This is a genomic window from Streptomyces sp. HUAS MG56 (genome assembly GCF_058673395.1).
In genome coordinates this window covers 3,948,383-3,973,744 of record NZ_CM178722.1, presented here as the reverse complement: position 1 = coordinate 3,973,744, position 25,362 = coordinate 3,948,383, and the positions used below count along the sequence as shown (strand labels likewise).

General features: G+C 73.6%; 18 protein-coding genes and 3 tRNA genes. 10 read left to right on the top strand and 11 right to left on the bottom strand.

What is annotated here, in order from left to right; all coding sequences use genetic code 11:
• On the bottom strand, positions 1-831 hold the full coding sequence (locus tag AC4OXY_RS18855) for an arylamine N-acetyltransferase family protein (protein ID WP_356031413.1): 831 nt from the start codon (positions 829-831) through the stop codon (positions 1-3).
• A 14-nt stretch (positions 832-845) separates the two neighbouring features.
• Positions 846-1,535 (bottom strand): SanA/YdcF family protein, encoded by a 690-nt coding sequence (locus tag AC4OXY_RS18850; protein WP_491994256.1) that lies wholly within the window; start codon positions 1,533-1,535, stop codon positions 846-848.
• Positions 1,536-1,718: 183 nt separating this feature from the next.
• Between AC4OXY_RS18850 and AC4OXY_RS18845 the strand changes: the two genes are divergently transcribed.
• The 4 genes from AC4OXY_RS18845 to dnaG all read left to right on the top strand — a co-directional run bounded on the left by AC4OXY_RS18845 (position 1,719) and on the right by dnaG (position 7,225).
• Positions 1,719-2,510, top strand: a complete 792-nt coding sequence (locus tag AC4OXY_RS18845; protein WP_356031407.1) for a sirohydrochlorin chelatase — start codon at positions 1,719-1,721, stop codon at positions 2,508-2,510.
• A 33-nt stretch (positions 2,511-2,543) separates the two neighbouring features.
• Complete coding sequence (locus AC4OXY_RS18840; protein WP_356031405.1) at positions 2,544-3,818, top strand: deoxyguanosinetriphosphate triphosphohydrolase; 1,275 nt, start codon at positions 2,544-2,546, stop codon at positions 3,816-3,818.
• 104 nt (positions 3,819-3,922) lie between these two features.
• Positions 3,923-5,188: an NAD(P)/FAD-dependent oxidoreductase gene (locus tag AC4OXY_RS18835; RefSeq protein ID WP_356031403.1), complete on the top strand. Its 1,266-nt coding sequence runs from the start codon at positions 3,923-3,925 to the stop codon at positions 5,186-5,188.
• A gap of 141 nt (positions 5,189-5,329) precedes the next feature.
• Positions 5,330-7,225 carry a DNA primase gene (gene dnaG / locus AC4OXY_RS18830; RefSeq protein WP_356031400.1) on the top strand — a complete coding sequence of 632 codons (1,896 nt, stop codon included), beginning with the start codon at positions 5,330-5,332 and terminating at the stop codon, positions 7,223-7,225.
• Between the two features lie 7 nt (positions 7,226-7,232).
• On the opposite strand, the gene AC4OXY_RS18825 is transcribed toward dnaG, so the two are convergent.
• On the bottom strand, positions 7,233-7,577 hold the full coding sequence (locus AC4OXY_RS18825) for a hypothetical protein (RefSeq protein ID WP_376285287.1): 345 nt from the start codon (positions 7,575-7,577) through the stop codon (positions 7,233-7,235).
• Between the two features lie 254 nt (positions 7,578-7,831).
• Here AC4OXY_RS18825 and AC4OXY_RS18820 point away from each other — a divergent pair, with 254 nt between their 5' ends.
• A complete protein-coding gene (locus AC4OXY_RS18820; RefSeq protein WP_376285284.1) occupies positions 7,832-9,010 on the top strand; it encodes an RNA polymerase sigma factor in 1,179 nt (392 codons plus the stop codon).
• A gap of 39 nt (positions 9,011-9,049) precedes the next feature.
• On the opposite strand, the gene AC4OXY_RS18815 is transcribed toward AC4OXY_RS18820, so the two are convergent.
• From AC4OXY_RS18815 to AC4OXY_RS18800, 4 genes are all read right to left on the bottom strand, one after another.
• Positions 9,050-10,975, bottom strand: a complete 1,926-nt coding sequence (locus AC4OXY_RS18815) for an ABC transporter ATP-binding protein (RefSeq protein WP_491994255.1) — start codon at positions 10,973-10,975, stop codon at positions 9,050-9,052.
• The gene (locus AC4OXY_RS18810; RefSeq protein ID WP_491994254.1) at positions 10,975-12,708 is read right to left on the bottom strand and encodes an ABC transporter ATP-binding protein; all 1,734 of its coding nucleotides are present in this window, start codon (positions 12,706-12,708) and stop codon (positions 10,975-10,977) included. The genes AC4OXY_RS18815 and AC4OXY_RS18810 overlap by 1 nt, the downstream gene beginning before the upstream one ends.
• Positions 12,709-12,846: 138 nt before the next feature.
• Positions 12,847-14,286 (bottom strand): FGGY family carbohydrate kinase, encoded by a 1,440-nt coding sequence (locus tag AC4OXY_RS18805; protein ID WP_491994253.1) that lies wholly within the window; start codon positions 14,284-14,286, stop codon positions 12,847-12,849.
• Positions 14,287-14,349: 63 nt separating this feature from the next.
• A complete protein-coding gene (locus AC4OXY_RS18800) occupies positions 14,350-14,655 on the bottom strand; it encodes a YtxH domain-containing protein (protein WP_356031388.1) in 306 nt (101 codons plus the stop codon).
• Positions 14,656-14,804: 149 nt separating this feature from the next.
• Here AC4OXY_RS18800 and AC4OXY_RS18795 point away from each other — a divergent pair.
• The 3 genes from AC4OXY_RS18795 to AC4OXY_RS18785 all read left to right on the top strand — a co-directional run bounded on the left by AC4OXY_RS18795 (position 14,805) and on the right by AC4OXY_RS18785 (position 15,217).
• Positions 14,805-14,877 (top strand) — tRNA-Asn (locus AC4OXY_RS18795).
• A 6-nt stretch (positions 14,878-14,883) separates the two neighbouring features.
• Positions 14,884-14,956 (top strand) — tRNA-Asn (locus AC4OXY_RS18790).
• Positions 14,957-15,143: 187 nt separating this feature from the next.
• Positions 15,144-15,217, top strand: a tRNA-Ile gene (locus tag AC4OXY_RS18785).
• A gap of 113 nt (positions 15,218-15,330) precedes the next feature.
• Here AC4OXY_RS18785 and AC4OXY_RS18780 read toward each other — a convergent pair.
• Both AC4OXY_RS18780 and AC4OXY_RS18775 read right to left on the bottom strand, forming a co-directional pair.
• Positions 15,331-16,959: a S53 family peptidase gene (locus AC4OXY_RS18780; RefSeq protein WP_491994252.1), complete on the bottom strand. Its 1,629-nt coding sequence runs from the start codon at positions 16,957-16,959 to the stop codon at positions 15,331-15,333.
• 103 nt (positions 16,960-17,062) lie between these two features.
• On the bottom strand, positions 17,063-19,975 hold the full coding sequence (locus AC4OXY_RS18775; RefSeq protein ID WP_491994251.1) for a helix-turn-helix transcriptional regulator: 2,913 nt from the start codon (positions 19,973-19,975) through the stop codon (positions 17,063-17,065).
• Positions 19,976-20,130: 155 nt separating this feature from the next.
• On the opposite strand from AC4OXY_RS18775, the gene AC4OXY_RS18770 reads away from it, so the two are divergent.
• Positions 20,131-21,384, top strand: coding sequence for a serine/threonine-protein kinase (locus tag AC4OXY_RS18770; protein WP_362821533.1), 1,254 nt, complete (start codon positions 20,131-20,133; stop codon positions 21,382-21,384).
• A gap of 203 nt (positions 21,385-21,587) precedes the next feature.
• Here AC4OXY_RS18770 and AC4OXY_RS18765 read toward each other — a convergent pair whose 3' ends face one another.
• Entirely contained in the window at positions 21,588-22,622 is a 1,035-nt protein-coding gene (locus AC4OXY_RS18765) for a LysR family transcriptional regulator (RefSeq protein ID WP_491994250.1), read from the bottom strand.
• Positions 22,623-22,746: 124 nt separating this feature from the next.
• Here AC4OXY_RS18765 and AC4OXY_RS18760 point away from each other — a divergent pair, with 124 nt between their 5' ends.
• On the top strand, positions 22,747-24,141 hold the full coding sequence (locus AC4OXY_RS18760) for an MFS transporter (RefSeq protein WP_491994249.1): 1,395 nt from the start codon (positions 22,747-22,749) through the stop codon (positions 24,139-24,141).
• Positions 24,142-24,237: 96 nt separating this feature from the next.
• Here the strand turns inward: AC4OXY_RS18760 and AC4OXY_RS18755 are convergent, their stop codons facing one another.
• Complete coding sequence (locus AC4OXY_RS18755; protein WP_356031373.1) at positions 24,238-25,275, bottom strand: rod shape-determining protein; 1,038 nt, start codon at positions 25,273-25,275, stop codon at positions 24,238-24,240.
• Between the last annotated feature and the right edge of the window lie 87 nt (positions 25,276-25,362).

Genomic DNA, 25,362 nt, shown 5'->3' with positions numbered 1-25,362 from the left:
TCAGCGCAGCAGTGTCAGCCCCTCGGGCACGGCGATCCCGAACTCCTCGGCGATCACGCGCCGTGCCTCCGCCTCGTCCACGAGCCTGTGCTCGGTGGTGGTGCCGTCGGCGAGCGTCTGCGTCAACAGGTCGCCGTCCAGGGCGAGATGACGCTCGGCGGTGGTCCGCTGGAGATAGGGCCGCCGGTTGAAGGGGGAGCGGGGGCCGGTGGCGACGTACCAGTTGAACATCTCGTAGTCCGGGGCGGCGAACGGCTCCAGTGTGAACGCGTACTGCCCGGCCCAGTCCCGCGTCCGGCCGTCGTACATCTGCAACTCCAGCATGTCCGGCGACTGTTCGGAGGGGAGCGGCATCAGCCGGTGCCGGCGGCCGCCGCCCGCGGACTCGGCGCCGGTGACCAGCGGGAGCGGCACCAGCGGCGAACCGGCCGCGCCGAAGCCCACGTCCGCCAGATACGGCTGCGGCTCGCCCGGCACCTCGACCCGCAGCATCATGTGCGTGCGCGGCCGGCTCCACGGCGTCGGGGCGCCCAGCACCACCCGCGCGGCCAGCCCGCCCACCTGGAAGCCGAGCGCCTCCAGGGCGAGCCACATCAGCGTGTTGTGCTCGTAGCAGTAACCGCCGCGCCGCCCGTGGACCATCTTCGCCATGAGATCGCCGGGCGCCAGCGAGGGCGCCCGGCCGCTCAGCGGGTCCAGGTTCTCGAACGGCAGGGACAGCGCGTGGGCCAGATGAACACCCCGCAGTGTCTGCGGACCGGGCCGCCGGCCGCCCCGCCAGCCGATCCGCCCCAGGTAGGCGTCGAGGTCGAACTGCCCGGTGTCAGCCATACCGGCAATCTACGTCAGCGGGGCCCGCGCCCCGGCGCGGCGAGTGCCCGCGCGATCCCCGGGTCCTTCGGTCCGAGGAACTGCGGATCCGGACGGAACACCGCGTCCAGGACCGCCTTGCCGGCCGCGAACACCTCGCGGGTCCCGCCGTAGTACCAGGTCACGTCGTGCTTCTCGGCGACCCCCACCCCGTACGAGGTCACGCCCGCCGCCTCGCACAGCGCCACCGCCCGCCGGATGTGGAAGTCCTGGCTGATCAGCACCGCCCGCTCGACCCCGAAGATCTTCCGGGCCCGCACGCAGGAGTCCCAGGTGTCGAACCCGGCGTAGTCGCGCACGACCCGCCCGGCCGGTACGCCGTGCCTGCTGAGATAGACGCGCATGGCGTCGGGCTCGTCGTAGTCCTCGCGGCTGTTGTCCCCGGTCACCAGGACGACCTTCACCCGGCCCGCCCGGTACAGCGCCGCCGCCGCGTCCAGCCGGTTCGCGAGGTACGGCGACGGCTCCCCGTTCCACAGCCCGGCCCCGAACACCACGGCGACCTGCGCCGCCGGCGCGTCGGCCACTGTGCGCAGCCGGTCCGCCGTGGACGCGTACAGCCAGGTCACCGGCAGCAGCGCCAGCACACACACGGCCATCACGGCCTGCACCAGCCGCCGCTGCCCGGCACGGGTGCGCGGCAGCCGCGGTCGACGGATCCTCATACGTCACATCCCCCCGACGTCCCCGGTGAGCGGTCCCGAAGCGAGCGGTCCCGACCATGGAGGACGCCGGCGGCCCGGATCCGGTTTCGCCTCACACCGCGCAGGTGTACGACGTGAAGCCGCGGAAAATACCCGTGACGGCCAGGCAACGGCCACGCAACGTGGCCCCGGCAGGATCCTCCCATGACGGCGTCGACCCCTCCCCGCTCCGGGCCCCGCGTCCGCCTGGTCCCCCCGCCCTGCCGCCGCCCGGACCGGCCCGCCCTGGTCCTGGTCGCCCACGGCAGCCGGGACCCGCGCGCGCTCGCCACCGTGACGGCCCTCAGGGACCGCGTACGCGAACTGCGCCCCGGGCTCTCCGTCCGCCTCGGCCACATCGAGCTGAACGCGCCGCTCCTGCCGGACACCCTCGCCGCGCTCGGCGGCGCCCCCGCCGTTCTCGTCCCGCTCCTGCTCAGCCGCGGCTACCACGTCAAGCACGACATCCCCGCGATGGCGGCCGAGGCACGGGCGCACGCACGCGTGGCGCCCCCGCTCGGCCCGCACCCGCTCCTGGCCGAGGCCCTGTACGACCGCCTGCTGGAGGCCGGCTGGCCGACGGCCCCGGACGAGGCCGCGCGCCGCTCCGGCGCGGTGGTCCTGGCCGCGGCGGGCTCCCGCGACCCCGACTCGGCCACGGACACCCGCCGCACCGCCCGCCTCCTCGCCGACCGCCTGGGCGTCCCCGTCCTCCCGGCCTACGCCGCGGCGGCCGGCCCGACGGTCCCGACGGCCCTGCGCACCCTGGCGGCGAGGGGCCGTCACCGGGTGGCGGTCGCGTCCTGCTTCACCGCCCCGGGCCGCTTCGCGACCCAGTGCGCGGCCGCGGCGCCCTGGCTCGCCTCGGCCCCGCTGGGGGACCATCCGGCGATGGCCCGGCTGATCGTGCGGCGTTACGAGCAGAGCCTGGTGACGCCGTCGGCGCAAGCCGCCTGAGGGGGAGCGGCCTGCCTGGCTTACTGTCGAGCCATGGAAGGCACCGCACCGAACGGAATCTACGGCTCCACCTCGGCCGAGCGCTACGCCCCCGAACCCGACAAACGCCCGGGCCGCACCGCCTTCCAACGGGACCGGGCCCGCATCCTGCACTCGGCCGCCCTGCGCCGCCTCGCCGGCAAGACACAGGTGGTCACCCCCGGCACCCGCAGCCAGGCCTGGGACGCCAGCCCCCGCACCCGGCTCACCCACTCCCTGGAATGCGCCCAGGTGGGCCGCGAGCTGGGAGCGGCCCTCGGCTGCGATCCCGACCTGGTCGAGGCGGCCTGCCTCGCCCACGACCTCGGTCACCCGCCCTTCGGCCACAACGGCGAACAGGCCCTGAACGACTTCGCGGCCGACTGCGGCGGCTTCGAGGGCAACGCCCAGTCCCTGCGGCTCCTCACCCGCATCGAGCCCAAAAGGTTCGCAGCGGAACGTTCCGTCGGCCTCAACCTCACCCGCGCCACCCTCGACGCCGCCACCAAGTACCCCTGGCCGCGCGGCGCCCACCCCACCGACCCCGCGTCGCGGAAGTTCGGCGTGTACGAGGACGACCGCCCGGTGTTCGACTGGGTCAGAGGCCCGGCGCCGGGCACCCGCACCTGCTTCGAGGCCCAGGTCATGGACTGGTCGGACGACGTGGCGTACTCGGTGCACGACGTCGAGGACGGTCTGCACGCCGGTCACATCGACCCCAACTGCCTGTACGCCGAGTCCGAACGGCAGGCGGTGTTCGAGGTCGCCGTCGGCCGCTACGTCCCGGCGGACACCGACCCCGCCGAGCTCTCCGCCGCCCTCGACCGCCTCCAGGACGCGGAGTGGTGGCCGCACGGCTACGACGGCACCGCGGTCGCCCAGGCCCGGCTGAAGGACGCCACCAGCCAGCTCATCGGCCGATTCTGCCTGGCCGCCGAGGGCGCCACGCGCGCCGCGTACGGCACCGGCCGGCTCACCCGCTACGGCGCCGAACTCGTCGTACCCCGCGAGGCCCGGATGGAGTGCGCGGTGCTCAAGGCGGTCGCGGACCGTTACGTCATGCAGCGCGCCGAGCAGGAGCGGGAGCGCGCGGACCAGCGGGTGATCGTGGCCGAGCTGGCGCAGGCGCTCACGGTCCGCGCGCCGGACGGTCTTGATCCGCAGTTTCGGGCCCTGTTCGACGGGGCAGGCGACGACCACGCGCGCAAGCGGGTGATCGTCGACCAGATCGCCTCCCTCACGGACGTGTCCGCGCGGTCCCTGCACGCGAGACTGACGGGGCATATGTGAGAGGAAAGTGACCTGCGGTGGCCTGATCGGGTCACTCCCTCTTCCCGCAGGACGCTCCGTGCGGGACGCTCACACATGGCGACATCCTTACGAGGAGGCATCAAGTGGTCGACGCGGATCAGACATTCGTCATCGTCGGGGGCGGTCTCGCCGGAGCGAAGGCGGCCGAGACGCTCCGGGCGGAGGGCTTCACCGGCCGGGTGATACTGATCAGCGACGAGCGCGACCACCCGTACGAACGCCCGCCGCTGTCCAAGGGCTACCTGCTCGGCAAGGAGGAGCGCGACAGCGTCTTCGTGCACGAACCCGCCTGGTACGCGCGAAACGACGTCGAGCTGCACCTCGGCCAGTTCGTCGACCGCATCGACCGCGCGGCGAAGACGGTCCGCTTCGGCGACGACGGCACCCTCGTCCGCTACGACAAGCTGCTGCTGGTCACCGGCGCCGAGCCGCGCCGCCTCGACATCCCCGGCACCGGCCTCGCCGGCGTGCACCACCTGCGCCGGCTCGCGCACGCCGAGCGGCTCAAGGGCGTGCTTGCCTCGCTCGGCCGGGACAACGGGCACCTGGTGATCGCGGGCGCCGGCTGGATCGGCCTGGAGGTCGCGGCGGCGGCCCGCGAGTACGGCGCGGAGGTCACGGTGATCGAACCGTCGCCGACCCCGCTGCACCACGTGCTCGGCCCCGAACTGGGCAACGTCTTCGCCGAGCTGCACCGCGAGCACGGCGTCCGCTTCCACTTCGGGCGGCAGCTCACCGAGATCGTCGGCCAGGACGGCATGGTGCTCGCGGCCCGCACCGACGACGGCGAGGAGCACCCGGCGCACGACGTCCTCGCGGCGATCGGCGCGGCGCCCCGGACCGGTCTCGCGGAGGCGGCCGGGCTGGAGATCGCCGACCGGGCGCACGGCGGCGGCATCGTCGTGGACGAGCGGCTGCGCACCTCCGACCCGGACATCTACGCGGCCGGCGACGTGGCGAACTTCCCGCTCGCCCTGTTCGGCACCCGGCTGCGGGTGGAGCACTGGGCCTGCGCCCTCAACGGCGGCCCGGCCGCCGCCCGCGCGATGCTCGGCCAGGAGATCAGCTACGACCGGGTGCCGTACTTCTTCACCGACCAGTACGACCTGGGGATGGAGTACAGCGGCTGGGCGCCGCCGGGGTCGTACGACGAGGTGGTGATCCGGGGCGACGCCGGCAAGCGGGAGTTCATCGCGTTCTGGGTGAAGGAGGGGCGCGTGCTGGCCGGCATGAACGTGAACGTGTGGGATGTCACAGACCCCATCCAGAAACTGATCCGCTCCCGGGCCCAGGTGGACACGGACGCCCTGGCCGACCCGCACGTACCCCTGGAGGGCCTCGCCTCCTGACCGTCGGGAGTGTCCGTGGGGCCCGTGCTGCAATTCCCGGGGGACGCTGTATCCGATTGCCGCCGCGCGGCGGGCCGGACCCCCGGCCGGGGCCGGTCAGCGTGCCCCGGGTGTGTCAGTACGGCCCCGTAGAATCACCTCGTGGCAGGACGGATCAACGACGAGGACGTGAAGGCGGTACGGGACGCGGTCCCGATCGACGCCGTGGTCTCCGAGTACCTCCAGTTGCGCAGCGCGGGCGGCGGCAATCTCAAGGGCCTGTGCCCGTTCCACGACGAGAAGTCACCGTCCTTCCAGGTCAGTCCGAGCAAGGGACTCTTCCACTGCTTCGGCTGCCAGGAGGGCGGCGACACGATCACCTTCGTGATGAAGGTGGACCACCTCTCCTTCTCGGAGGCGGTGGAGCGTCTCGCCGCCCAGGCGGGCATCACGCTGCGCTACGAGGAGGGCGGGTACAACCCGGCCCACCAGCGCGGCGAGCGGATCCGCCTGGTCGAGGCGCACAAGGTCGCCGCGCAGTGGTACGCCGAGCAGCTGGCCACCAGCCCCGAGGCCGAGACCGGCCGGCTCTTCCTCGCCGAGCGCGGCTTCGACCAGGCCGCCGCCGTCCACTTCGGCGTCGGCTACAGCCCCCAGGGCTGGGACCACCTCACCCGCTATCTGCGCGGCAAGGGCTTCACGGACAAGGAGCTGGTCCTGTCCGGGCTGGCGCAGGAGGGCCGCCGCGGTCCCATCGACCGCTTCCGCGGCCGCCTGATGTGGCCCATCCGGGACATCGGCGGCGAGGTCGTCGGCTTCGGCGCCCGCAAGCTGTACGAGGCGGACAACGGCCCCAAGTACCTCAACACCCCCGAGACGGCGATCTACAAGAAGTCCCAGGTCCTCTACGGCGTCGACCTGGCCAAGCAGCACATCGCCAAGGCCAGCCGGGCCGTCGTCGTCGAGGGCTACACCGACGTCATGGCCTGCCACCTCGCCGGAGTGACGACCGCGATCGCCACCTGCGGCACGGCCTTCGGCGGCGAGCACATCAAGATCCTGCGCCGGCTGCTGCTGGACAACGGCTCGGCCCGGGTGATCTTCACCTTCGACGGCGACGCGGCCGGCCAGAAGGCCGCACTGCGCGCCTTCGAGGACGACCAGAAGTTCGCCGCCGAGACGTACATCGCGATCGCGCCGGACGGCATGGACCCCTGCGAGCTGCGCCTCGCGAAGGGCGACGAGGCGGTGGCCGACCTGGCCGAACCGCGCACCCCGCTCTTCGAGTTCGCGCTGCGCCAGATCGTGAACCGCTACGACCTGGACACCCCGGCGGGCCGCGCCGGCGCCCTGGACGAGGCGGCCCCCATCGTCGCCCGGATCAAGAACAGCGGCGCCCAGCACGAGGTCGCCGTCCAGCTGGCCGGCATGCTCGGCATCCTCGACACCCAGTTCGTGGTCAAGCGCGTGGCCCAGCTGGCCCGCTGGGCGCGCGAGCGCGGCGGCCAGGGCCCGGCCCCGGCGGGCCCGCGGTCGTACGAGGCGGCCGCCCGCCCCGTCACGGCGGGCCCCGCTCTCCAGCTCCGCAACCCGATCTACGCCACCGAACGCGAGCTGCTCAAACTCGCCCTCCAGCGCCCGGAGCTGGTCTCCCCGGCCTTCGACGCGTACGGCGTGGACGAGTTCACCGCCGCCCCCTACACCGCCGTCCGCCAGGCGATCCTGGACGCGGGCGGCGCCGAGTCCGGCATGCAGGACAGCCAGGAGTACCTGGTCCGGGTCCGCGAGGCGGCCCCCGACGACACGGTCCGGGCCATGGTCACGGAGCTGGCCGTGGAGGCGATCATGCGCCGCACGGTCGACGAGAACTACGCGGGCGAACAGCTCGTGACCGTCCGCCGCCGCGCCGTGGAGCGCCGCGTCCAGGAACTCCAGATCACCGCCCGCCGCCTGGAAGCCGGCGGTGACCCGGCCCAACTGGCCTCCGTGCACAACGAGTTGTGGGTCCTGCAGCAGTACGACCAGTCCCTGAAGACCCGGGGCGCGGAGGCGCTGTAAAGGGGGGCTAGCCCTCTTCCTGCGGCTGCCCGGGCGGTGCGATGCCGAGGTGGTCGGTGATCGCGCCGACTTGCGTGGTGAGCGTTCCGATCTGTTCCATCATCGCCACCTGGCCGGACACCAGGGCGCCGAGCAACTTGCCGTGCTCCGCCAGCGTCTTGCCGTGTTCGAGCTGGGTGTCCCGCAGAGCCCTGATCACCTGCATGTCCGCACGCCGCTGCACCTGGAGTGCCGCTACGTCACGGTCCGCCCCCACGGCGAGATTGTGAGTCGTCGTGCGCTCCGCCATGGCCTCGTCCACCAGCGCCTCCAGCGCCTCCACGCGCCGCCGCAGCTCGTCCATCTCGCTCATGCCTTCCATCCTGCCTCATGCCGGTGCGGCCCACTCCTGGCCGCATATGCCATTCGGATAGTCCAACGAGCTGAGTAACCACCCGGTCACGAGGCGAACGCAAAAAGTCACCGCACGCCCCTCGTGGCGGGGATGTGTCGTACTCCACACTGGGGGCGGTGCCCGAGTCCTCGGAGCGCAGGCCGTCGACTCTCCGCTCCCGAAGTACCGCTGCCGCACTCGGCCGGCAGCGATCATCCTGGAGGTCGCCCCCCGTGCAGACCCAGACCCTCACCCAGACCGACAGCGCCACCCGCACCACCCGCGCCACCACCGCCACCGCGGACGAGCCGGACGCGGAGCCGGACGTCCTCGGGGCCGTGCCCCCGCAGAGCCGCGGCGACCGGCACCCGCAGGGCACGCCCGCCGAGCCGGCCGAACCGCCGGCGGACGCGCTCACGGACGAGCCCCAAGAGCCCCAAGAGTCCGAGGAACCCGACGAACCCGCCGTCGCACCGGTCGCCGCACGGGCCGACTCCGGTGGCCCCTCCGCCGATCTGTTCCGCCAGTACCTGCGCGAGATCGGGCGCATCCCGCTGCTCACCGCCGCCGAGGAGGTCGAACTCGCCCGCCGCGTCGAGGCCGGACTGTTCGCCGAGGAGAAGCTGGGCAGCACCCCGGACCTGGACACCGGGCTGGCGCTCGACCTGGACCGGCTCGTCGTCATGGGACGGATGGCCAAGCGGCGGCTCATCGAGGCCAACCTGCGGCTCGTCGTGTCGGTCGCCAAGCGGTACGTCGGGCGCGGGCTGACCATGCTCGACCTCGTCCAGGAGGGCAACCTCGGGCTGATCCGCGCGGTGGAGAAGTTCGACTACGCGCGCGGCTACAAGTTCTCGACGTACGCCACCTGGTGGATCCGTCAGGCCATGTCCCGGGCGCTGGCCGACCAGGCCCGCACCATCCGCGTCCCGGTGCACGTGGTCGAGCTGATCAACCGGGTCGTGCGCGTGCAGCGCCGGATGCTCCAGGAGCGGGGGTACGAGCCGACGCCCGACGAGGTCGCCGCCCACCTCGACCTGCCGCCCGAGCGGGTCAGCGAGGTGCTGCGGCTCGCCCAGGAGCCGGTCTCCCTGCACGCCCCGGTCGGCGAGGAGGAGGACGTGGCCCTCGGCGACCTCATCGAGGACGGCGACGCCGCGAGCCCGGTCGAATCGGCCGCGTTCCTGCTGCTGCGGGAGCACCTGGAGGCGGTCCTGTCCACGCTGGGGGAGCGGGAGCGCAAGGTCGTCCAGCTCCGCTACGGCCTCGCCGACGGCCGGCCCCGCACGCTGGAGGAGATAGGCCGCATCTTCGGCGTCACGCGGGAGCGGATACGGCAGATCGAGTCCAAGACCCTCAACAAGCTCCGGGATCACGCGTTCGCGGACCAGCTGCGGGGCTATCTGGACTGAAACGGGGGGCCGCCCGGGACGGGCGGCCCCTCCGCGCCGTCAGTCCACCTCGGCCACCGCCTGCGCGAACTGCGCCTTGTACAGCCGCGCGTACGCCCCGTCGGCCGTCAACAGCTCGGCGTGCGCGCCCTGTTCCACGATCGAGCCGTTCTCCATCACGAGGATGGTGTCGGCGTCGCGGATCGTGGAGAGCCGGTGGGCGATCACGAACGACGTGCGGCCGTGCGCCAGTTTGGCCATGGCCTTCTGGATCAGGACCTCCGTTCGGGTGTCCACGGAACTCGTCGCCTCGTCCAGGACCAGGATCACCGGGTCGGACAGGAACGCCCGCGCGATGGTGATGAGCTGCTTCTCACCCGCGCTGACCCCCGTGCCCTCGTCGTCGATCACCGTGTCGTAGCCCTCGGGCAGGGTGCGGATGAACCGGTCGGCGTGGGCCGCGCGGGCCGCCTCCTCGATCTCTCCGCGCGTGACCTCGCGCGTGGCGCCGTACGCGATGTTCTCCGCGATCGTGCCGCCGAACAGCCAGGTGTCCTGGAGCACCATGCCGATCCCGGACCGCAGTTCGTCGCGGGTCATCCGCCGGACGTCGACGCCGTCCAGGGTGATCCGGCCGCCCGAGACGTCGTAGAACCGCATCAGGAGGTTGACCAGCGTGGTCTTGCCCGCGCCGGTCGGGCCGACGATCGCGACCGTGTGACCGGGCTCCACCGTGAGCGAGAGGTCCTCGATCAGCGGCTTCTCCGGGGCGTACCGGAAGGACACGTGCTCCAGGCGGACCCGTCCGCGCAGTTCCTCGGGCCGCTCGCCCGGTACCGGGTCGGCCTCCTGCTCCTCGGCGTCGAGGAGTTCGAAGACCCGCTCGGCCGAGGCGACGCCGGACTGCACCAGGTTCGCCATCGAGGCGACCTGCGTCAGCGGCATCGAGAACTGCCGCGAGTACTGGATGAAGGCCTGGACGTCACCGATGGAGAGCGAGCCGGAGGCGACCCGCAGCCCGCCGACCACCGCGACCAGCACGTAGTTCAGGTTCGACACGAACATCATCAGCGGCTGCATCACACCGCTGTTGAACTGCGCCTTGAACCCGGCCTCGTACAGCGCCTGGTTCTGCTCGGCGAACTGCCCCGCCGACTGCTCCTGCCGGCCGAACACCTTCACCAGGGTGTGCCCGGTGTACATCTCCTCGATGTGGGCGTTCAGTTTGCCCGTCGTGCGCCACTGCTGCACGAAGTGCGGCTGGGACCGCTTGCCGACCCGGGTCGCCACCAGGGCCGACAGCGGCACCGTGACGAGGGCGACCAGCGCCAGGATCCAGGAGACCCAGAACATCATCACCAGCACGCCGACGATGGTGAGCAGGGAGTTGATCAGCTGGCCCATCGACTGCTGGAGCGTCTGGCCGATGTTGTCGATGTCGTTGGTCGCACGCGAGAGCACCTCACCGCGCTGGCGCTTGTCGAAGTACGACAGCGGCAGCCGGGACAGCTTCGTCTGCACCTGCTCGCGCAGCCGGAGCATGGTGAGGTTCACGGTCCGGTTGACCAGCCGGGTCGCGACCGCCATCAGCAGGCCGGAGGCCATGAACGTGCCGAGCGCGAGCAGCAGGACGTCGCCGACGGCCCCGAAGTCGATGCCCTTGCCTGGGGTGAACGCGGTGCTCCCCAGCATGTCCGCCACCGCGCCCTGGCCGTGGGCCCGCATCTGGTCGAGGACCTGCTGCTTGGTGACACCGGCGGGCATCTGCCGGCCGATGATGCCGGAGAAGACCAGGTCGGTGGCCCGGCCGAGGATCTTCGGGCCGATCACGCTCAGGGCCACGCTGACGACCGTGCACAGCAGCAGGAGGCCGATCGTGGCCCGTTCGGGTCTGAACTGGGCGAGAAGCCGTTTGCTCGACCCCTTGAAGTCCATGGAACGCTGGTCGGGACCGCGCCCGGCCATCATGCGCATGGGCCCGGCCATCAGGCAGCCTCCGCTTCCGTCAGCTGGGAGAGCACGATCTCCCGGTAGGTCTCGTTGTCCGCCATCAGCTCCTGGTGCCGGCCGGCGCCGACGACCCGGCCCTCGTCCAGCACGATGATGCGGTCGGCGTCCCGGATGGTCGCCACGCGCTGGGCGACGATGACGACGGTGGCCTCGGCGGTCTCCCGGCCGAGCGCCGCGCGCAGCGCCGCGTCGGTGGCGTAGTCGAGCGCGGAGAAGGAGTCGTCGAAGAGGTAGATCTCCGGGCGCTGGACGAGGGTGCGGGCGATGGCGAGGCGCTGGCGCTGGCCGCCCGACACGTTCGTGCCGCCCTGCGCGATGGGCGCGTCGAGCCCGCCCTCCAGCTTGCTGACGAAGTCCTTGGCCTGCGCCACCGTCAGCGCCTGCCACAGCTCCTCGTCGGTGGCGTCGGGATTGCCGTAGCGCAGGTTGGTCGCGACCGTGCCCGCGAACAGGTACGGCTTCTGCGGGACCAGGCCGACCGTCCTCGCCAGCAGCTGCGGGTCGACCCGCTGCACGTCCACGCCGTTGACCAGGACCTCGCCCTCGGTCGCGTCGAACAGCCGCGGGACCAGCCCGAGCAGCGTGGACTTGCCGCTGCCGGTGGAGCCGATCACGGCGGTCGTCTCACCCGGCCGGGCGACCAGGTCGACGCCCTTCAGCACCGGCTCCTCGGCCCCCGGATAGCGGAAGCCGGCCGCGCGGATCTCCAGATGGCCGTGCGCGCGCAGCTCGGTGACGGGCGCCGTGGGCGGCACCACGCTGGAGTCGGTCCCGAGGACGTCCTGGATGCGTTCGGCGCAGACCTCCGCGCGCGGCACCATCATGAACATGAAGGTGGCCATCATCACGGACATCACGATCTGCATCAGATAGGCGAGGAACGCGGTCAGGTCGCCGATCCGCATCCCGCCGCTGTCGATGCGGTGTGCGCCGAACCACACGACCGCGATCGACGACACGTTCACCACGGTCATGACGATGGGGAACATCAGCGCGAGCATCCGGCCGGTGGCCAGCTGCATCTCGGTGAGGTCGCCGTTCGCCCTCCCGAACCGCTCCTGCTCGTAACCGTCCCGCACGAAGGCGCGGATCACCCGGTTGCCGGTGATCTGCTCGCGCAGCACCCGGTTCACCGTGTCGAGGCGCTCCTGCATCGACCGGAACAGCGGCCGCAGCCGGCGCACGATCAACGTGACGCAGATCGCGAGCACCGGGACCACGGCCACCAGCACCCCGGACAGCGGAACGTCGAGTCCGAGGGCCATCACGATGCCGCCGACGCACATGATGGGCGCCGACACCATCAGCGTGAACGTCATCAGGGCCAGCATCTGGACCTGCTGTACGTCGTTCGTCGTACGGGTGATGAGGGAGGGGGCGCCGAAGTGACCCACCTCACGCGAGGAGAACGACTGCACCCGGTCGAAGACGGCACCGCGCACGTCCCGGCCGAGCGCGGAGGCGGTCCGCGCACCGAAGTAGACGGCGCCGATGTTGCACACCACCTGGGCCAGCGAGATGCCGATCATCAGGGCGCCGAAGGACAGGATGTAACCCGTGTCACCCTTCACGACACCGTTGTCGATGATGTGCGCGTTGAGAGTGGGCAGGTAGAGGGTGGCGCAGGTCTGGAGGAACTGGAGCAGCACCAGCAGGGCGATGGGTTTTTTGTAGGGCCTGAGATAGGCCCGCAGGAGTCGTATGAGCACGCTGCGTCTCTCGGGGTCGGCGAAGGGGCGGTTCGGTTGCCCTTGGCCCCTATCGTCCGACACTCCACCCGCGTTACCTCAAGTGATTAACCGGCGGAGTAGCGCGAACGGCCACGCGCGCGGAAGCTCGTACGACACTTACGAGTGAAACGCCCCCGGGTGGGTCTGCTCCCGCACGGCCGTGAACTGCTGCCGCACCGCCTGACCCACCGCCAGCTCGTCGCCCGGCTCCAGCACCTGGGCCGCCGCGCCCTGCCAGGCCGGCGGGGTGCGCGGATCGAGTGTGCCCTGCGACACGCCGAGCGCCCAGGCGGCCTGCCGCGCCGCGCCGATCGCCGCGTAGTCCGCCGGCTGCGGCACGACGACCTGCGCGCCGAACAGCGAGGGCGCCGAGGCCTGCACGGCGGGCAGCTCGGCCGCCTGGCCCAGCAGGAAGATCCGCCGCACGTCCACGCCCCGCCCGCGCAGCACGTCCAGCGCGTCACCGAGCCCGCACAGCATGCCCTCGAACGCGGCCCGCGCCAGGTGCTCCGGCTTCATCGACTCCCGCCGCAGCCCCGCGAGCGTCCCGGCGGTGTGCGGCAGGTTCGGCGTCCGCTCACCCTCCAGATAGGGCAGCAGCACCAGCCCGTGCGCCCCCGGCGTCGACTTCATCGCCAGATCGGACAGGGCCTCCAGGTCGGCCGCGCCGAGCAGTTCGGCGGCGCCGCGCAGGGTCCGTACGGCGTTCAGGGTGGTGACGACCGGCAGGTGCATGCCGGTGGCGTCGGCCAGGGAGGTGATCATCCCGGACTGGTCGGCGAGCGCCTCCGGGTGGACGGCCATGACCGACCCGGACGCCCCGAGGCTCACCACCGCGTCCCCCAGCCCGATCCCGAGCCCGAACGCGGCGGCCATGGTCTCCCCGGTCCCGGCCGAGATCAGCAGCCCCTCCGGGGTCGTACCGGCCGCCTCGGACGGGCCGATCACCTCCGGGAGCATCGCCTGGTGCCCGAGCGCCAGCTCGACCAGATCGGGCCGGTAGCCGCCGGTGGCGGCCGACCAGTACCCGGTCGAGGAGGCGCCGCCGCGGTCGGTCGTCCGGCGCACGGGGCGGCCGAGCAACTGCCACACCAGCCAGTCGTGCGCCTGGAGCAGCACGGCCGTGCGGCGGGCGTTCTCGGGCTCGTTCTTCGCGAGCCAGCGCAGCTTGGTGACCGGCGCCGCGGCCTGCGGCACGCTCCCCACGGCCTGCGCCCACGCCTCGCGCCCGCCGAGCGCGTCGAGCAGATCGGCCCCCGCGACCTGCGCCCGCTTGTCGCCGCCGACCAGCGCCGGGCGCACCGTGCTGCCCTGGGCGTCCAGCGGGACGAGGGCGTTCTGCTGGGCCGAGACCCCGATGGCCTGCACGCCCTCCAGCAGACCGCCGCCGGCGGCCTCGCCGAGCGAGAGCAGCCAGGCCTGGGGGTCGATGTCGCTGGGGCGGCCCTCCACCGGGTGCGGGGCGTAGCCCTGCCGCAGTACGGCGCCGCTGTCCGCGTCGCAGACGACGATGCGCGTGAAATCTGGCGAGCTGTCCAAGCCGGCGACTATCCCCATGCATCGAATTTTGCAGCATTCCTGAGGATGCTTGGGCCAGGGGCGGCCAAAGGGGTGGAAGGGCTAGGTGTTGCTCGTGCCCCAGTCGTCCTCGGGGGTGCCGTTGAGGTTGCGCTCGCGCAGGTTCCGGACCCGCTGGGCCACGGTCTCGGGGACCCGGTCGCCGACCCTGCCGCTGACCGTGTGGAAGGCCTTGCCCGCGTACTGGCGGCCCTGCTGGGCGGCCGTCTCGGCGGTGTTCCGGACAGCGGGGTTCTGCGCGATCCGGCGCGCGTACTTCTTCAGCTGCTCGTAGCGCTCGCGTCCGGCCCTCGTGCCGAGTACGTAACCGACGGCCAGTCCCGCGACGAACGTGAGCCGGTAGCGCATGGCTGCCACCCTTCCCTTGCCTGGGTCTGCGGTGCCGTGGGGGATCCGATTGGCGGAGCACCCCCCTGCTTGCGCTAATGTATGTGTCGCAGCGAGCGCCCGCCCCCTGGCGAATACCCAGGTAGGTGCGTTCGAAGCAATCGAGGCGATCCTCCGTAGCTCAATTGGCAGAGCAGCCGGCTGTTAACCGGCAGGTTACTGGTTCGAGTCCAGTCGGGGGAGCTTCGGTCCTCCGTAGCTCAATTGGCAGAGCAGCCGGCTGTTAACCGGCAGGTTACTGGTTCGAGTCCAGTCGGGGGAGCGCACTGATCGAGGACCCCTCCGGGGTCCTTTTTCATGCCCGCTTCATGCCCGCGGGAACCGGCGCGGCCGCGCCGGTGTCCTCAGGGTCATGAGCAGCGCAGAAGCCGACCATCCGAAGCAGGAGATCGTATGAGCGGCTATGCTGCGGCAGACGGCGCGCACACGTGTACGCGACACGCCGCTATGGGGCGGTAGCTCAGCCGGTTAGAGCAGCGGACTCATAATCCGTCGGCCGTGGGTTCGAGTCCCACCCGCCCCACCGTGCGTCACCGGTGCAGAAACGATGTGGCCTGTGGTGACGTCAGGTGAACAGCAACGCGGACCGGGAGTGCTCCCGGTCCGCGTCTCGTTCATGAGGGTCGGCCGACGGCGTCAGCCGAGCAGCTTGCTCGCCAGCGTGGCGGCGTTGTATGAGCCCCAGCCGGTGGTGAAGTCCCAGCCGGTGGCCGCGGAGTAGGCGCCGTTGCTGCCGCTGGTGATGTCGTGGAAGCCGGTGCCGCTCGCCGAGTACAGCGCCGGGTCGGCGAAGCCGAGGTTGGCCTTGCCGGCCGCCGCGGCCCGCTGGTTGTAGAGGGCCGCGAACGCCGCCCACTCCGGCGCGGCGGCGCTGGTGCCGCCCACCGAGGACCAGGAGCCCTGTGAGTAGATCGAGACGCCGGGGCTGGGGTTGGCGTGGGCCGAGACGTCCGGCACCTGGCGGTAGCCGCCGCCGGCGCTCTTCTGGACGGCCGTCTGCCAGCTCGGGATCTTGAAGACGGAGGACTTGCCGCCACCGCCGCCGGACCAGGCCACCTCCTTGCTGAAGGCGTTGGACGAGGTGACGGTCAGCTTGGTGCCGCCGACACCGGTGACGTACGGGTCGCTGGCCGGGTAGTCGACGGAGGTGCCGCCGTCGCCCGCGTCGTCGGAGCCGCTGTCGCCGGAGGCCGCGTAGAAGCCGAGGCCCTGGGCGGCGCCCGCCTTGAAGACGGCGTCCACCGCGTTGATGCCGGAGGTGGTGCGGGCGCTCTCGGCGGCGCCCCAGCTGATCGAGGTGGTCGGGATGCCGCTGTCGACGATGGCCTGGTAGGTGTCGACCTCGCCGGCGTCGGAGTTGGGGCCCTCGAAGACGGTGACGTTCGCCTTGGGGGCGATGGCGTGCAGGACCTCGATGTCCAGCTCGACCTCGACCTGCCCGTCACCGAGCGCGCCGGAGCCGCCGTCCACCTTCTGCACGGTCGGGGCCGGCGAACCCAGGCCGTAGTTGTTGTCGTAGGCGGTGATGTTGGACTGCTGGAAGCCGTCGAACTCCAGCAGCGCGATCTTCTGCCCGCTGCCGGTGTACGTGCCGGAGACGTTGTAGCCGCCCTTGAGCTGGGCCGGGGTGTAGCCGCCGGCCGGGCCGTTGTGCGGCCGCACGGTGGAGGGCGCCTGACGGTGCAGCTGGAGGCGGTTGTTGAGGCCGGCCACGTCGCTGACGATCGAGGCGATCGAGGACGGCAGCGTCGGCGCGGTGTCGTTGGCGTAGAACGAGCGGCCGGACGTGGCGTCCTTCCAGGTCGACAGCTTGGTGCCGAAGGCCTTCTCCAACTGGGCGGCGGTGCCGCTCGCGTCGACCAGCAGGTTGCCCGAATGGACCGTGCCGACGGTGACCCCCTGCGACCGCAGGTAGTGCCTGAGCTGTTCCACCTCGGCGTCGGTCCGGCCGAAGCGGGCCGCAAACTGACCCTTCGTCAGATAGTGGCCGTACGAGGCGGAGTGGGGGTCGCTGACCCGGGCGACGAAGGTGTCGAGGGCCTTGCCGCCTCTGGGGGTCAGGCTGATGGCCACCGATATCCGCTTTCCCGCCGCCACGTCGCCGGTCCGGGTCGCGTGCCGGTCGAGGCCCTTGAGGACGTCTCCGGTGACGGCGGCCCGCGCCGCGTGGGGCTGCGCGGTGCCGGCGGCGTAGGCCGCGGGGACGGCCGCGGCGAGCAGGGCCGGCGCGGCGACCAGGCCGAGCAGTTTCAGGCGTGACTTCACTGAGGTCCTCCGGAGAGTGGGGGTGTTGTCCCGGAAGCGGAACGGCTTCACCGTAGGAACACGGGCCCCACCCCCATAAGCGGGGGAACCCTTGCTTGATGTGTTAACTGTCGATGTCGTGTGAACGGCGGGTGGCGAGCACCCGGGAGGCGCGCGCACGAACGGGCTGACTCACCGTCACCATGTGCCCCGGCCCGCCGTCGTCGCCCGGATCGACGGACGCGCCGGAGGCGATGACCGCGACCGCCATCGCATGGGCGAGCGCGGTGCGCGAGCGGACCCCGAACTTGCGGTAGACCCGCGACAGGGCCCCCTCCACCGTCTTGACGCTGATGAACAGCTCCGCCGCCACCTCCCGGTTGGTGGCGCCGTTGCCGACCAGTTCGGCGATCCGGGCCTCCGTGGGCGTGAGTTCGGGCCCGCCCGGCCCCGCCTCGCCGCCGCGGTCCGCGGCCTCCAGGCGCGCCAGCTCGTCCCCGGCCCGTGCCGCCAGCGGGGCGGCGCCGATCCGCGTCGCGATCCGCAGCGCCTCGCCGAGCGCCAGGCGCGCCGCGTTCCGGCGGCGCGCGCGGCGCTCGACCGCGCCGAGCGCGATCAGCGTGCGCACCATGTCCACGGGCAGGTCCAGCCGGCGCAGCCGGTCCACGGCCGTGCGCAGCCGCAGCGCCCCCTCCCGCGCCCGGCCGAGGCCCGCCTCCCGCAGCCCCTCGGCCCGCTCCAGCGCCGCCAGTACGCTGCCGGGCGCGTCGCCGGGCACCCGCGCGCGAGCCTCGCCGAGCACCGTCCCGGCCGCCTCCGTCTCCCCCAGGACGACCAGCGCCTCGGCCAGATCGCCGTACCAGTGCAGCAACGGCGGGTCCGCGGCGCACATCGACTCGCCGAGCCGCCTGACCTGTTGCAGCGCCTCGACCGCGGCCGCCGCCCCGCGCGGGCTGCCGCCGAGCAGCTCCGCCTGCCCGAGCACCGCCAGCGCGCGCAGCAGGAACAGCCGGTCGCCGTCGGCCTCCGAGGCGCGGACCGCCTGCTCGGCGAGGTGCCGGGCCTCCTCGGCGGTGCCGCCCGCGCTCGCCGCGAGGGCCGCCGCGTACAGCGCCGGGGCCACCGGGACGCCCGCCTCGGCCACGGCGCGCGCGCAGCGGTCGGCGGTGCGCAGCGCCTCCCGGCACTCCCCGGCGCGCACCTGGATACGGGCCAGCGCCACCAGGGTCGCCAGCACCTCCTCCGCCCCGGCGGACTCGTCGACGACCGTGAGGAGTCCGGAGACCCCCTCCCGGGCCTCGGCCACCTGGTCGGAGTCCAGGGCGAGGATCGCCCGCATCCGGATCAGCCGCCGGCGCTCCGGGCCGCCGTCGGCGGTGCCGACCAGGGTGAGCGCCTCCTGGAGCGCGGCGTCGGCGGCGCCCGCCTCCCCGGCCAGGGACCGCACCCGGGCGAGCGTGGCGAGCGCCCCGATCCGGGTCTCCGTGTCCCCGGCCCGGTCCGCCAGCCCGGCGGCCCGCCGCGCGTGCCGGGCCGCCTCGGCCAACTCCCCGCACAGCAGGCCGCGTACGGCCGCCCAGTGGTGCAGCCACGCCTCGGCCCGCGGGTCGCCGGCGGCGTCCCGCAGGCCGTCCTCGATCAGGTCGCGGGTGCCGTCGAGCGCCTGCCCGGCGCCCCGCAGCAGGATCAGCCGGGCCCGCACCCGCCGGCGGGCGGAGCCCGACTCGGCGAGGACGGCCCTGGCCGACTGCCCCGCGGCCGCCGTGTCCCCGGCGTCGCACGCGTACTCGGCCGCGGTCAGCAGTCGGTCGGCGCGGTCGGCGGGCCGGTCGGCGGGGGTGCGGCGGGCGGCGAGCCCGGCCAGTTCGCAGGCGGCGTCGGGCGCGCCGCGGCGGCGTGCCTGCGCGGCCGCGGCCAACAGGGTCCGAGCGACGGCCTCGTCCTCGTACGGGCGGGCGTGCGCGAGGTGCCGGGCCTGTTCCAGGGGCTCGGTGACCGCACGGGCCAGCAGGGCGTGCGCCTGCCGGCGGCGGTACTCCGGGGCGTCGGCGTAGAGGGCGGCGCGGATCAGCGGATGGCGGAAACGTACGGTGCCGTCGGCGCCGGCCGCCGCGACACCGAGCTGTTCGGCCGCCGCGAGGTCCGCGGCCGGGTCGGGGAACCCGGCGGCCCGCAGCACGGTGAGGCTGGGGGCCGCGGCGGCGCTCGCGACGAGGAGGGCGTGCCGCACCGCCTCGGGCAGGGTGCGCGCCTGGTCCAGCACCAGGGCGCGCAGCCGCCGGGGTACGGGCAGTGTCCCGGCGGAGCCGGCGGACGCCCCGTCGTGCAGGGCGGCCCGCCCCAACTCCAGGGCGTACGAGGGATTTCCGGCGGCGGTGTCCCGGACCACCCGCAGCAGCGCCGGAGGCAGGCCGGTGCCGAGGGCGGCGCGCAGGAGGCGGTCCGTCTCGCCGTCCGTCAGCGGTGGTACGGCGAGTTCGGCGGTGCCCGGCGGGCAGCAGTGCGGCCGTTCGGGCTGCTCGCCCTCCGCGACCCGTTCCGCGGCCACCATCCGCAGGCCGAGGTCGCCCGCACGGCGCACGGCGAAGGCGAGCACCTCGGCGCTGAGCGGGTCCAGCCACTGGAGGCCGTCGACGACCAGCAGCACGGGACCGGCGGCGGCCAGGGCGCGCAGCACCTCCAGGACGGCGACGCGCACCGCGAGCCGCCCCTGGTCGCCGGCCGGTTCCCGGCCGCGCAGCAGAGCTGCCCGCAGGGCCGCACGCGGCTCGGGCGGCAGGGCGTCCAGGCGGCTGTCCGGCACCCGTGCGAACAGGTCGACGAGTCCGGCGAACGGCAGCGGGGCGTCCTCCCGGGCGGGCGCGCAGTGCAGCACCGTGCCGGCCGCCGGGGCCTGCACGGCCAGGGAGTTCATGAGGGCGGCCACGAGCGTGGTCTTGCCGATTCCGGCGGGACCGTGGAAGAGCACTCCGGGACGGGCCGTCAACTCGGCCCGGGCGGTGGCGAGAAGCTCGTGGCGTCCGGTCAGTGGCCGCATGCGCACGGCAGTCGGCCACTTCGTGCCGTGGGGGTGGCACCCGTGGTGTTCGCGCATCGCAGCATGTGTTCATGACAACCTTCGCGGATTCGGGTTGTCAATGGCGGCGCCGGGGGCACGCGGAGCCGGCAGTGCCCCACGGCCATACTGTGCGCATGGAACGTATAGGGGGGTACCGCGTCGAACGCCGGCTCGGCGAGGGCGGCATGGGCACCGTGTATCTCGCCCGGACGCGCGGCGGGCGGGCCGTCGCGGTGAAGGTCGCCAAGGCCGAGCTGGCGGCCGACGCAGTCTTCCGCGAGCGGTTCCGCAGCGAGGTCGAGGCGGCTCGCGCGGTGGGCGGATTCCACACGGCGCCGGTCGTGGACGCGGACGTCGACGGCGACCCGCTGTGGCTGGCCACGGCCTACATCCCCGGACCGACCCTCGCGGCCCAACTCGCGGCCGAGGGCGCGCTGGACGAGCCCCGGCTGCGGGCCCTGGCCGCCGCGCTCGCCGAGGCGCTGGAGTCCATCCACTCCTGCGGTCTGGTCCACCGCGACCTCAAGCCCGGCAACATCGTCATGGCCGTCGACGGCCCGCGCGTCCTCGACTTCGGCATCGCCCGCGCCGTCGAGTCCACCCGCCTCACCGCCACCGGCACCGCCTTCGGCACCCCCGGTTTCCTCGCCCCCGAACAGGCCCTGGGCCACGATGTGACCGGCGCGGCCGACGTGTTCGCGCTGGGCGCCGTCCTGGTCGCCGCGGCGGGCGGCAGCGCCTGGGGCGAGGGCACGCCGATGGGGCTGATGTACCGCTCCGTCCACGAGCCGCCGGACCTGGCCGCCGTACCCGCCGGACTCGCCGGCTTGGTGGCGGGCTGCCTGGCGAAGGACCCCGGGGACCGCCCGACCCCCACCGAACTGCTGGACCGGCTGACGGACGGGACACCGGCACCGGCGTACACCCCCGCGTACGGCCCGCCGCCCCTCGCGCCCCCGGCGCCCGCCACACCCCCGCGGCTCACCCCGCCCCCGGCGGCGCCGCCCTACCCGGCGCCGTACCCCGCCCTGCCCGCCGTGGCCCCCACCCCTCCTGCCGTGACCGCCGCGGCCCCGCCGCAGGTCGCCTACGGGTTCGGGCCGCCGGTCGCGTACGCCGCGCCGGTGGCCGAGCTGACCGACGGGGACTCCCGCGTCGTGGTGAACGCCACCGGGATCGTCCTCGAAGTCGGGGGCGCGGCAGCGGACTTCGCCTGGGCGGAGATCGCGGGTGCCTGGCGCACCTGGCGCGGCCACCATCTCACCGTGGCCGTACGGCTGTGGGACGGTGGCGTGTACGACTGCGAGCTGAACGCCCGCAGATCGGCGCGGCTCGGCGAGTGGCTGGCCCGGCTCGACCCGGTCCTCGGCCGGTACCTGAGGCGGTAGCGGACCGGCCGCCCCGCTGCCCGCCCTGCCCGCTCCGCTCGAACACCGGTCGGGAAGGACTGGAGCGGCGCTCCCGGCCGGGCGACGAGTTGGCCGGTTCAGGCTTGAAGCGACGGTGTCATGGGCACGCACCTCCTACCGGCATCCACTGCCGAGTCGTACGGACCGAGGAGGCGTCATGGACGGTCGTATCCGGGTACGTGTCAGCCGGCGTCCTGCCGCCCCGCGCCGCGAGCAGGAGATCGACCGCAGGACCCCGTCCGGGCGGATCCTGCCGTACTGACACCCGGGCGCCGGCGTCCGCTCAGGACGCGCGGGCCGATCCGGGTCACCTCGGGCAGGGGGTCCGCGCGGCGGGCGAGGTCGAGCAGGGTGTGCACGGTGCGCTCGGCCGCGCCCAGCCGAGGATGCCACTGGGCGATGATGCTGACCGGCCGCAGCGGCTCGGTCAGCGGCAGCGCGACCAGTTCGCCCTCCCGCAGCTCCCGGGCGACCGTCAGCTCGGGCAGCAGGGTGATGCCGTGCCCATGGCCGAGAAGGCGCAGCAGAGCCGCGATCGAGCCCTGGAGCAGGGTCTGCTGAGCGCCCGCCAGCAGGTCGGCGCCGAAGCGGTCCACCAGCATCTCCGAGGTGCAGCCGGGTTCGGCCACCAGGAACTCGTGGGGCAGCAGCTGCTCCGGCGTCACCGTCTCCTGCCGGGCCAGCGGATGACCCGGCGCCGCCACCAGGAACGTGCGGTCGTGCCCCACGACCGTGTGCGGGCGGACCGAGCGGATGCCGTTGTCGTACTGGAAGACGAGGTCCAACTCGCCCGCCCCGAAGGCCCGTTCCAGCGCGCCGCGGGACGCCACGGTCAGGGCGACGTCCGCGCCGGCGTCCGGACCGGCGGCCGGGCCGCCCGCGCCGTACTCCAGCGCGGCCAGCACCTCGGGCAGCCACGCGTGGGCCAGCGACTCCTGTGTGCCGATCCTGAGCCGGGGCCGGTCGCCGCGGGCCGCCCGGCGCATCCGCTCCTCCAGCTCCAGCGCCTCGCGCGCGTACGGCAGCAGCCGGCCGCCCGCCTCGGTGAGCACCGCCCCTGTGCCCGCCCGTACCAGTACGCTCACGCCCAAGTCGGCTTCCAGTCGCTTGAGTTGGGCGCTCACGCTCGACTGGGCGTAGCCCAGGGCCTGGGCGGCGGCGGAGATGCCGCCGTGCTCGACGACGGCGACGAAGGCGCGGAGGTAGCGGGAGTCCACGGGGGAAGGGTAGCCGTGGGGCGCACACGGCCCCGCGCCCCAGGGTGTTGCCATCGGACTCTCCGATGGGGCCATCGGACTTGCGGTGTCACGGGATCGGTCCGCCCGGCGACACGCTGCCCCCATGACCACAGCCGAACCCGTGTCCGGACCAGCCACCTCTTCCGGCCCGGCCGCTCCTTCCGGCCCGGCCGGCCATGCTCCCCGCCGCGCCGCCCGGCTCGCCTTCGCCGGGATCGCCACCGGGAACCTGCTCGTCCTGCTGGACACCTCGATCCTCAACGTCGCCGTACCCGACATCCAGGCCTCGCTGCGGCCGGGCGCCGCCGCACTGCCGTGGACCGTGGACGCCTACACCGTCGTCTTCGCCGGGCTGCTGCTGGCCGGCGGGGTCTTCGCCGACCGCTGGGGCGCCCGGCGGGTCTACGCCGCGGCCCTCGGGCTGTTCGCCGCGCTGTCCGTGGCGTGCGCGCTCGCCCCCGGGGCGGCCGGCCTGATCGCCGGGCGCGCGCTGCTCGGCGCCGCGGGGGCCGGGCTGGTGCCCGCCTCCCTCGCGCTGCTCATCCACCTGTATCCCGACCCCGGCCGCCGTACCCGCGCCATCGGCGCCTGGGCCGCGCTCAGCGGACTCGGCGCCGCGGCCGGCCCCGTGCTCGGCGGCGGCCTGGTCGAACTCGGCGGCTGGCGGCTGGTGTTCCTCGTCAACCCGCCCCTCGCCCTCGCCGCGCTGCTCCTCGCCCGCCGGCTGCCCGCGCCGCCGGTCGGGGCCGCCCGCGCCCTGGACCGGCCGGGTCTGCTGCTGTCCACCGCCGGGCTCGGGCTGCTCACCTTCGGGCTGGTCGAGGCCGGGATCGAGGGCTGGGGCGCGCCGCGCGCCCTGCTGCCGCTCGCCGCCGCGCTCGCCTGCTTCGGCGCCCTCGCCGTCGTGGAGCGCCGGGCCGCCGCCCCGGTGCTGCCGCCCGCGCTGCTCGCGCTGCCGCGGGTGCGGGCCGCGATGGTCGCCGCTGCGGTGTCCTGCTTCGCCTACTTCGGCGGCATGTACCTGCTCGCGGTGTGGCTCCAGCGCACCTACGACCTGACCCCGCTGCGGGCCGGACTGGCCGCGCTGCCCATGGCGTTCCCGGTGTGCGTGATGCCGTTCTTCACCGGGCGGCTCGTGGCCCGCTACGGCCCCCGTCCCGTGCTGCTGACCGGCATGTCCGCCACGGCCGTCGCCGGCGCGCTGCTGGCATGCGCCGCCGGTCACCATCCGCCGCTGGCGCTGATCGTCGCCGCCGAGCTGGCGCTCGCCGCGGCCGGCACGCTGTCCATCCCGGGTGCCGCCGCCGCGGTGGCCGTCGCGGCGCCGGCGGAGTACGCGGCGACGAGCCAGGGCGCGCTGAACGGCATCCGGCAGGCCGGATCCGCCCTGGGCGTCGCGGTGCTGGGCACGCTGGGCGGCCTCACCGGGGCCGGGTACCTGCTGGCGGGGGTGGGGGTGCTCGCGGTGCTGCTGCTGGCCGGGACCCGTGACCGGTGACCGGTGGCTGTCGTCATGGTGCGGTGCACGGCGGTCGGCGGCGGTCGGCGGTCCGGTCCGGAATGAGGTGGTCCACCGGGCCGCGGGCCTCGTGGCTCAGGCGGCCAGTGGGTTCAGGACCAGCGGCTCGATCCGGCCCTCCAGCATCTCGCCGAGCCCCTGGGCCGCGCAGATGTCGGGCCGTTCGGCGATGTGCACCGGCATCCCGGTGGCCTCGCGCAGCATCTCGTCGAAGCCCGGCAGCAGCGCCGAGCCGCCGACCATCATGATCCCGCGGTCGGCGAGGTCGGCCACCAGGTCGGGCGGGCAGGCGCGCAGCACCTTGCCGATGCCGTCCAGGACACCGGTGAGCGGGGTCTGGATCGCGTCCCGTACGGCGGCGGTGTCGACCCGGACGCTGCGGGCCAGCCCGGTGGCCACGTCCCGCCCGTGGATCTCGGTCTGTGCGGGGCCCTGCGCGGTCAACCCGTTGCCGGACAGGGCCAGTTGCAGTGGACGTACCGACTGGCTGGGAAGTATCAGCTCGTGTTCGTGCCGCAGGTGTTGCACGATCGCGTGGTCCACCGCCTCGCCGCCCACCGGGACCCGCTCGGCGGTCACGATGGAGCCGAGCGAGAGGACGGCCACCTGGGTGGCCGCCGCCCCGCACACCATGATCATGGTGGCCTCGGGGCGCTCGACGGGCAGCCCGCAGCCGATGGCGGCGGCGATGAGCGTGTCCACCAGCTCGACCTTGCGCGCGCCCAGCCCGACCAGCGTCTCGGTGGTCGCCCGCTGGGCCAGCGGATCCGCGTCGTGCGGGGTGCAGGCCGCCGCGCGCAGCCGCAGGTTACGGCGCAGGGCGCGGCGCGTCTTGTCGCCGAGGAGCTGGCGCAGCATGCGCTGGGCCATGTCGATGTCCACCACCGTGCCCCCGGCGATCGGCCGGACGACCCGGATGTAGTCCGGCGTCCGTCCCGTCATCTGCTCCGCGAACTCCCCGACGGCTATGAGCGCGCCGGTGCGGGTGTTCACGGCGGCGGCGGAGGGCTGGTCCACGACGAGACCGGCCCCCTTCACATAGATCCGGGTGCGGGCGGCGCCCAGGTCGACGGCGAAGTGGCAGCGGCGCAACTGCTCCAGACTGACGGTCACGACGATCCTCCCGGTGCGCGGGCGTTGGTGCGCCCGGCCGGATGGCGGGCCTCACACACTGCATCCTGCGCGGGGGCGGGAGCGGGC